Origin of the sequence: Oribacterium sp. P6A1, from assembly GCF_000702885.1 — a bacterium.
Taxonomy (GTDB): Bacteria; Bacillota; Clostridia; order Lachnospirales; family Lachnospiraceae; genus Oribacterium.
This window is the reverse complement of record NZ_JNKO01000017.1, coordinates 49,580-58,518: the sequence shown is the minus strand read 5'-3', so window position 1 is coordinate 58,518 and position 8,939 is coordinate 49,580. Positions and strand designations below refer to the sequence as shown.

Here is an 8,939-nt window from a genome sequence, read left to right as displayed (position 1 = left end):
GACGAACGTACAATAGGAGAAATTTTCTATGTACTTCTTCAGGAAATGGAGGACATCACTTTCCAACATTCTCTTTTTATACTTGTAGAAGCAATGACTGCAAGTATAAAGAACATACTTCATATCACCGACGAACAGGTTGAGGAAATCTATAAAGATTTCTTTTTCAGGTTGCCAGAATATATGCAGGATGCGCTGACAAGAGATTACAAGGTGGCGTAATTGTTTTTTTATAGTCTGGAATATAGAGTTTTCAAGGTGCGATGCCCACTATTTATGTGGGAAGTTTGAGTATATAATATTAAGCTTTATATTGTAACTATGATAGTTTACATAAAGCTTATGGTTCGTGACAAAGACTGAAAATTTAATAAAGGAAAGGGATATGAGATGGAATGGCAGAAAGAATTAAAAAACTGTATTACTACAGCTGACCAACTGTGTGATGCGCTTAAGCTTCCTGATGAAGAACGTGACAAATACCGGAGTATCATATCGCGTTTTCCTATGATGATCACACCATACTATTTTTCACTCATCGACTTAAAGGATCCCGAAGATCCCATTGCTAAGATGTGTATTCCCTCAGAAGAAGAACTTTTGCAGGAGGGAAGCTTCGACACCAGCGGTGAAAGTGAAAACACAAAGTGGGAGGGAGTGCAGCATAAGTACAGGCAGACGGCATTGATCCTGTCCACCAATGTTTGTGCCATGTATTGCAGGCATTGTTTTAGGAAGCGCCTTGTGGGGCTGTCGGATGCTGAACTTAACAAGAAGGTGGATGAAGCGGCGGAATATGTACATGCTCATCCGGAAATCACAAATGTACTCATTACCGGCGGAGATGCACTGATGAATCCCAATGCCATCATTGCCCGCTACCTGAAAGAGTTTTCGGCCATTGAAAATCTTGATTTTATCAGATTCGGCTCCAGAGTACCTGTGACCTTTCCAAAGAGGATATATGAGGATGAAGAGCTTCTTTCACTTTTGTCTGAGTATGCGGGGGTTAAGCCTTTATATGTTGTTACTCAGTTTAACCATCCACGGGAAATCACTGAAGAATCCATCCGTGCTGTTAAGGCTCTGCAGTGCCGGGGCATACAGGTAAGAAATCAGACGGTTCTTCTTCGCGGGGTCAATGATGATCCGGAGGTTCTTGGTGAACTTCTCAGGGGACTCACCAGAATTGAAGTGGTGCCCTATTATATCTTCCAGTGTCGTCCGGTTACCGGTGTAAAGGGACATTTTCAGGTTCCGCTGCGACAGGGAGTAAGGATAGTTGATGAGGCAAAGGCTCTGCAGAACGGTATAGGAAAAAGTGTGAGATATGCCATGAGCCACCCTCTTGGAAAGATAGAGATACTTGGGGAATCGGAGGAAGGCAAAATGCTTTTCAAGTTCCATCAGAACAAGTATCCGGAGGATAAGTCAAGGATTTTCAGTGCTGAAATCGACGATGAAGCCACCTGGCTTGATACGGAGCTTTGCAGCCGGAAATAGGTATAAGGGGTGTCTTGGTTAAATCGAGTATAGGCATTTTTGTGCATACGATTTATGTGGAAGGAATATAGAATCAGATCATCTTGAAAACAAATGATTTGGTTATTTCCATCATTGCATCATGTTATTACATTAAGGGGATGATATGCTAAAATATACTGGAAACCGGGAAGCATCGGAAAGTAAGCTGCTTTTTCGGTACTGAATCGCAGGAAGGAGTCCTGCAGGTAAGTCCGGTTTTACCAGGATGAAATTATGGAAGTAAGATAATGGCTAAAGCAAAGTACGAGAGCATATACAGAGATTTAAAAGACAGGATAGAATCGGAGGAGTATCCGTATCAGAGCATACTTCCTCCGGAGAGCTCGCTGGTTGTTACATATGACTGTTCCAGAAATACAGTTCGAAGGGCCCTGAAGCAGTTAGGTGATATAGGTTATGTACAGGCCATCAACGGAGTCGGTGTAAGGGTTATATATCAGCCTGTGGGAAAAGCCAGCTTCATCATAGGCGGCATCGAAACTTTTCAGGAAACCGCATTCAGGAACAGGCTCAATGCCACAACGGAAGTTGTGATGTTTGCGGAAATAACCGCAGACAAAAGAGTGGCAAGAAGAACGGGATTTCCTGAGGGGACGGAACTGTATTACATACAGCGTTTAAGAAAACTTGACGGCAAACCTTGCATTTTGGATATAAATATGTTCGACAGGTCCCTGGTTCCGGGTATCACCAGGGAAATAGCCGGAAAATCCGTATATGAGTACATAGAAAATGAGCTCCATATGGATATCGCCATGAGTAAAAGAAGGATGACTGTTGAGAGAGTTACACAGGTGGATGAAAAGTGCCTCAGCCTCGGAGATTATAATTGTCTTGCGGTAGTTACCAGCCAGACTTTTAACGGCATGGGACTTATGTTTGAATACACCCAGTCAAGGCATGTACCTGAGTATTTTTGCTTCATGGATACGGCAGTACGAAAAAATAAATAGTTATTTCAAAGCGACTAAAATTCGGTGAATAAGAATTTTAGTCGCTTTTTTCGCGATAAACCCGTCAAACGGTCAACTGGGCGTTGTGCTTGCACAAAAGACCGTAGACATGATTTTAAGAAATATATTTTTATTTCCCAAAAACATTGACCTGTTTAAACAGGTATGATATAAAAAATACAGGAGCTGTTTAAACAGCTATAACGAGTTATGTTTTTATAGGAGGAAGTCATGGGAAAATTCACAGAAGAAAGTGAGCAGCTTTTGAAGCTTGTGGGCGGAAAAAGTAATATTGCGGCTGTATCTCACTGCGTAACAAGAATGCGATTTGTATTAAATGATCCATCAAAGGCGGATGTTCCAGGGATCGAAAAGATCAAGGGCGTGAAAGGAACATTCACACAGGCAGGACAGTTTCAGGTCATCATCGGACAGGAGGTACAGGAGTTTTACAACGACTTTACTGCTGTTTCCGGCATTGAAGGTGTCAGCAAGGAGCAGGTAAAAAAGCAGGCTAAACAGAATCAGAACCCGCTTCAGCAGATCATGGCGTCGATTGCGGAGATATTTGCACCTATCATCCCCGCACTGGTAGTGGGAGGTCTCATCTTAGGATTCAGAAACGTAATTGGTGAAATTGATTTCGGAAACGGCACCATCGTTTCCCAATCTGTGTTCTGGGCCGGGGTACACAGTTTTCTCTGGCTCATAGGTGAAGCCATCTTTCATATGCTTCCGGTAGGTATCTGCTGGTCCATAACCAAGAAAATGGGAACAACACAGATACTCGGTATAATTCTTGGATGTACTCTTGTTTCAGGTCAGCTGCTTAATGCCTACGGTGTTGCGGGAGCTGCGGCAGATGCCATCCCCAAATGGGATTTCGGATTTGCACAGGTAAATATGATAGGATACCAGGCTCAGGTAATTCCTGCTATCCTTGCAGGTTTCTGCCTCGTATTCCTTGAGAAGTTCTTCAATAAAATCTGTCCCAAGGTCATCTCCATGATAGTGGTGCCTTTCTTCTCATTACTGCTTGCTGTTATGGCGTCCCACTTCATTCTTGGCCCTATAGGCTGGAAGATAGGTTCATGGATATCCGCAGGGGTTCACGCAGGCCTCACCAGTACAGTGAACTGGCTCTTTGCAGGTGTCTTCGGTTTCCTTTATGCGCCTCTTGTTATCACGGGGCTTCATCATATGACCAATGCCATTGACACTCAGCTTGTGGCTGACTTCGGAGGTACCATCCTCTGGCCTATGATCGCCCTTTCAAACATCGCACAGGGTTCGGCAGTACTCGGAATGATCTATCTCCAGAAGAAAAATGCAAAGACCCAGGAGGTTTCCATACCTGCATGTATTTCATGTTACCTTGGAGTTACAGAGCCTGCCATGTTCGGTGTTAACCTGAAGTACGGATTCCCGTTCTTCAGTGCCATGATCGGTTCCTGCATAGCTGCAGTTATATCCGTGGGAAGCGGAGTCATGGCCAACTCCATAGGTGTGGGCGGAATACCGGGTATCCTTTCCATCCAGACAAGATATATGGGCATATTTGCACTGGCTATGCTGGTTGCCATTGCTGTTCCTTTCTGCCTCACAGTAGTGGTAGGAAAGAAAAAGCTTACGGCTTCGGATCTTTACGGTGAGGAGAAGGAGACTGCTGCGGCAGGAAAGAAAGATACGGTCATTGCAGTAGTAGTTGGAGGGAATTAAATGTCATCATTCGGAGACAAGGTAGTTTATCAGATATATCCGAGATCCTTTTATGATACGGATGGAGACGGAATAGGGGATCTCAGGGGAATCACAGCCCGTCTGGATTACCTTAGTGAGCTGGGTATAGACTATATATGGATCACTCCGTTTTTTGTTTCGCCTCAGCGGGATAATGGCTATGACATCGCGGATTACCGGAAGATTGATGAGCGCTTTGGTACCATGTCTGATTTTGAAGAGCTTTCAAGGACGGCACATGAAAAGGGAATAGGCATCATGCTGGACATGGTGTTCAACCATACTTCCACAGAACATGAGTGGTTCAAACGCGCTCTTGCCGGTGATAAGGAATATCAGGACTACTATATCTTCGTTGAGGGAACAGCGGATGCTCCGCCTACCAACTGGGAATCCAAGTTCGGAGGAAGTGCATGGGAATATGTGGAATCTTTGGGAAAATGGTATCTTCACCTTTTTGATGTGACTCAGGCAGACCTTAACTGGAATAACAAAAAGGTCCGGGAAGAGCTGAAGGATATCATCAGATTCTGGAAGGAAAAGGGTGTGAACGGCTTCAGATTCGATGTTATAAATCTGATTTCAAAACCTGATATTCTGGAGGATGATACAGAGGGAGACGGAAGACGCTTTTACACTGACGGACCTCTGGTGCATGAGTATCTTAAGGAACTGGTTCGTGATACCGGAATCAGGGACATGATAACAGTAGGAGAGATGTCCTCTACGACCATAGATAACTGCATAAGATATTCGAATCCGAAGGAAGAGGAGCTTTCCATGGCCTTCAGTTTCCATCACCTGAAGGTTGACTACAAAAACGGAGATAAGTGGGCTCTGAAGCCCTATGACAAAATAGAGTTGAAGCAGCTTCTTAAGACCTGGCAGGAGGGGATGGCTTCAGGGGGCGGATGGAATGCAGTGTTCTGGACGAACCACGATCAGCCGAGAACCATTTCCCGCTTTGGGGACGAAAAGAAATACTGGAAACAGTCCGGAAAGCTGTTCGCTGGAATACTTCATCTCATGAGAGGCACGCCATATGTTTATCAGGGAGAGGAGATAGGGATGCTCAATGCTCACTACGGAAGTATCGGTGACTACCGGGATGTGGAGAGTCTTAACTACTATGAGATACTGAAATTAAGAGGTATGTCAGCTGAGGATGCCCTTAAGGTCATAGACGAAAGATCCAGAGATAACGGACGCACTCCCATGCAGTGGGACAAAGGTGAGAACTCTGGATTTACAGAGGGAACTCCGTGGATCAAAGTACCGGCATGCGGTGATGAAGTGACTGTAGAGGCTCAGCTTCAGGACGAGGACTCCATACTTAACTTCTATAAAAAGCTTATTTCGATGCGTAAGGAAATGCCGATTATTTCAGATGGAGACATCAGCTTTGATACTGAGGTGCCAGAAGAGGTTATATGCTATAAAAGAACACTTGGAAACAGGAAAATGCTTGTGTACGGAAATATGTCTGAAGAAGAAATCACAGTGGACCTGTCTCGTACACAGGCGGAGGATATAAAGGGACTGAAACTTATACTCTGTAATTACAAAGCTTTGGCTCAGGAGAATCCGGAAAATCAGGAAAAGAATCGGATTGGTGGATTTTTGGATGAAGGAAGTATAAGATTACGTCCGTATGAATTATTAGTTTTTGCTATTTGAATTTCTAGAGTGTTTCGTAAGTGAACAGTTATTGTTGCTTGTATGAGTGTGAATGCAACAATGTTCAAATACGAAACACTTATTTTTTGCAGAGGTTTTTTTGCGGCAGTCTCTCCGATATAATCAGTTACAGTTAAGATAATCGTTGGAGAATCCAAGAGAATTCACAAACAGATAGGGGGTGAGAAGTGTATTATCTAGTAGCATATACGGGAGCGTGGCACGCTTCCGTAATTAATTGTAAAAGATATAAATTTACTCGGTTAAAGGTTGTATTTTATTAACAACTTAATTCTTAACTCTTAATTCTTAATTATTTGCGTTTGATGAGATTCTCATTGTGATTTTATAAGCTTTGGAATATACTGACAGCAACAGAACCCAACACGCCTCTCAACGATGCGGACCACGTTGGGTTATTTTAATATTAAGAAAATACATTAGCAGAAATGACCGTGGTTATCTGTAAAGACAGATAACTGCGACTTTTTTATATAGTGACTTACCGTTCACCGCAAAAAAACGACCATTCACTACATTAGAAGATGATTATATTGGGATAAAGCTGATAATATATACAAAGTATGCCCTTTGGGAAGGCGCAAGACATCCAGTGGATGTCTGCCATGAGCCGACCGGAGCGAAGCGGAGACAACCATGATAATAGCTATTTGTGATGATGAAAAAAGAATATGCGCTATCCTTGCTGAGAAAGTTGGAAGAATCTGCCCGGAGGCAGAGATTATTACATACACTTCCGGAAAAGAATTGTTGGAAGCCGATAAACTCCCGGATATCCTATTGCTTGATATCAGGATGCCAGAAGTCAGTGGCATGGATGTGGCAAAGACATTGAAAGACAGAGACTGGAGAAAGATACTGATCTTTGTGACCGGAGAAGAGGATCAGGTGTTTAATTCATTTGATCTGCATCCGTTTCATTTCCTCGTGAAACCCGTGGCAGATAAAAAGCTTAAAGAAGTGCTGGATGATGCCGTGAGAGAACTGGAACGATGTGGGGATTTGTCAGGGGATCATGATAAGTATATTGAAATTCAGTCAGGTACTTCACATATACGAATTAATCTTTCTCAACTCTTATATGCAGAGGTGTATGACCGGAAAACAATCCTTCATATGAAGGATGAGAACATAGAATATTATGGTCAGTTATCTGCGTTGGAAAGCCTTGTAGGGAGGGACTTCTACCGTATACACAGATCATATCTTGTAAATATGAAGTATGTGGAAAGATATGACAGGACAACATTAACAACGTATGGCGGAGATAATATCCCCATTGCAAGAAGAGAATATGACAGATTTCTCAGGGCCTACATGGAGTACTGTAGCTGTTGTTAAGCCGTCTATAAAGGACTCAAAATCAAAACGGATTATGAACTATCATACAGGCGCAAGAGAAGTTGAAATCTCTGCCGGATTTTTCGAGGGGGAATTAATTCATGACGTTAGATATGATGCAAAAAATTGGCGATACTGTAGTAGTATTCTGTAACTTACTTGTCAGTGCATCACTTGTGGTCAGATTCTATAATCCTTATGTGAAAAAAATAACAGTAGCTGTAATTACAGGAATAGCTTACTTTGCGATCATGGCTATCCTTTATATATGCCCTGTTCCAATGTCGGGGCTTATTGCGTATCCTTTGGGAGTTATAACAGTTTGTTCCATATCCATTTTAGCGGAAAAGAAAAATATCCCTCAGAAAATATTTCTGGCTTTGACCATATATATGTTCCTTTGGATATCCAGTGAAATGTCGTTGTTGCCGTGGAAAGGCATTAGCAGGATAACGTTTATGAATCCCAAAATAAGAGATGGCATGCAACAGTTCATACTTTATTATATTGCAGTAACTTTGTTGTACATTATTCAGAATGCACTCAGGTATCTTGAAATCATAATATCTGAAAAAGTCTATTACAGAAAAAATGAACATATGTCATGGCGTGAGTTCATTCTGTTTGTGACACCCTACGTTGCAATAATTGCAGGATATTGGATCTTCTCATTTTTATCTGATGCATATTTTAATACTGTTAAAGAACATGTATCCGACAGATACCCTATATATGACGGACTACGTGGGCTATTCGGATTTATTGCGTTCCTGGCAACTATCTCAGTTATTTACTCATATCAAAAGATAAAGCAGTCACGGGACGATCAACTGCAGAGCGCACTTGTATCAAAACAGGTGGAAGAACTGTCGGTTCATGTGCATTCGATTGAAAAACTGTATGCTGAAATCCGCGGAATAAAGCACGATATAAATGATCACATCATGGTTTTGGGGAATCTTTTGGAAAAAGGTGATAATGCTTCGGCCGTAACATATCTTAATGAATGGCATGATGGCTTTCCGGCTACGGATATAAATGCCAGGACGGGCAATCCTGTCACGGACATTGTTATATCTGAAAAAAGACGAGAAGCTGAGGAATCAGGTATTGAGTTCATTGACGAGTTCCGTTATCCAACAACTGGCAAGGTTGAAGCTATAGATATAGCTGTAATACTCAACAATGCTTTGGCAAATGCTGTCACAGCATCAAAAGAATGCTCTGGTTCAACGATAGAAGTAAAATCCATGAAGAACAACAATGCTTACCTGATACAGGTAAAGAATAGCTTTTCGGGAGAATTGTCCTTGAATCCGGATACGGGGCTGCCTGAAACCTCAAAGGATGATATAGAAAGCCATGGATACGGACTTAGGAATATAAAACGGATCACGGAAAAATATTACGGAACCATTCAGCTGGAGCAGAAAGAGGACACTGTGATTTTTACAGCCATGTTGATGATACCGAAATGATAAATAACGTTTCCTTGGTTAAAGCGAACTTCTGTAAACAACAGAAAATCGAATGATCATGCGGAATATAGGCTATCATGAAATGATGAAAATTATTTCGTGGTAGCCTTTACCATTTACATCAGAAAATCTACCGTTCACTTCATTGGGGTTAATATATGGCCCTGATGTTCGAAGAAAAGAG

The 8,939-nt window shown here is 42.2% G+C and carries 5 protein-coding genes and 2 pseudogenes; all 7 read left to right on the top strand.

Annotated elements, in window-relative coordinates; all coding sequences use genetic code 11:
• A pseudogene (locus T515_RS17650) lies at window positions 1-222 on the top strand (IS4 family transposase); the annotation flags it as partial.
• 168 nt (window positions 223-390) lie between these two features.
• Window positions 391-1,503, top strand: a complete 1,113-nt coding sequence (locus T515_RS11355) for a KamA family radical SAM protein (protein ID WP_036611155.1) — start codon at window positions 391-393, stop codon at window positions 1,501-1,503.
• A gap of 269 nt (window positions 1,504-1,772) precedes the next feature.
• Window positions 1,773-2,498 (top strand): UTRA domain-containing protein, encoded by a 726-nt coding sequence (locus tag T515_RS11350; RefSeq protein ID WP_036611153.1) that lies wholly within the window; start codon window positions 1,773-1,775, stop codon window positions 2,496-2,498.
• A 231-nt stretch (window positions 2,499-2,729) separates the two neighbouring features.
• Window positions 2,730-4,124: pseudogene (gene treP / locus T515_RS11345) on the top strand (PTS system trehalose-specific EIIBC component); the annotation flags it as partial.
• A 93-nt stretch (window positions 4,125-4,217) separates the two neighbouring features.
• Window positions 4,218-5,915 carry an alpha,alpha-phosphotrehalase gene (gene treC, locus T515_RS11340; RefSeq protein ID WP_036611152.1) on the top strand — a complete coding sequence of 566 codons (1,698 nt, stop codon included), beginning with the start codon at window positions 4,218-4,220 and terminating at the stop codon, window positions 5,913-5,915.
• A gap of 657 nt (window positions 5,916-6,572) precedes the next feature.
• On the top strand, window positions 6,573-7,277 hold the full coding sequence (locus tag T515_RS11335) for a LytR/AlgR family response regulator transcription factor (RefSeq protein WP_036611150.1): 705 nt from the start codon (window positions 6,573-6,575) through the stop codon (window positions 7,275-7,277).
• Window positions 7,278-7,378: 101 nt separating this feature from the next.
• Complete coding sequence (locus T515_RS11330) at window positions 7,379-8,755, top strand: sensor histidine kinase (protein ID WP_036611148.1); 1,377 nt, start codon at window positions 7,379-7,381, stop codon at window positions 8,753-8,755.
• Window positions 8,756-8,939 lie beyond the last annotated feature (184 nt).

Excerpts from the sequence above, each read along its gene's own strand:
- T515_RS11350 (WP_036611153.1), top strand. The coding sequence starts at position 1,773 with ATGGCTAAAGCAAAGTACGAGAGCATATACAGAGATTTAAAAGACAGG.
- T515_RS11355 (WP_036611155.1), top strand. The coding sequence starts at position 391 with ATGGAATGGCAGAAAGAATTAAAAAACTGTATTACTACAGCTGACCAA.
- treC (WP_036611152.1), top strand. The coding sequence starts at position 4,218 with ATGTCATCATTCGGAGACAAGGTAGTTTATCAGATATATCCGAGATCC.
- T515_RS11330 (WP_036611148.1), top strand. The coding sequence starts at position 7,379 with ATGACGTTAGATATGATGCAAAAAATTGGCGATACTGTAGTAGTATTC.
- T515_RS11335 (WP_036611150.1), top strand. The coding sequence starts at position 6,573 with ATGATAATAGCTATTTGTGATGATGAAAAAAGAATATGCGCTATCCTT.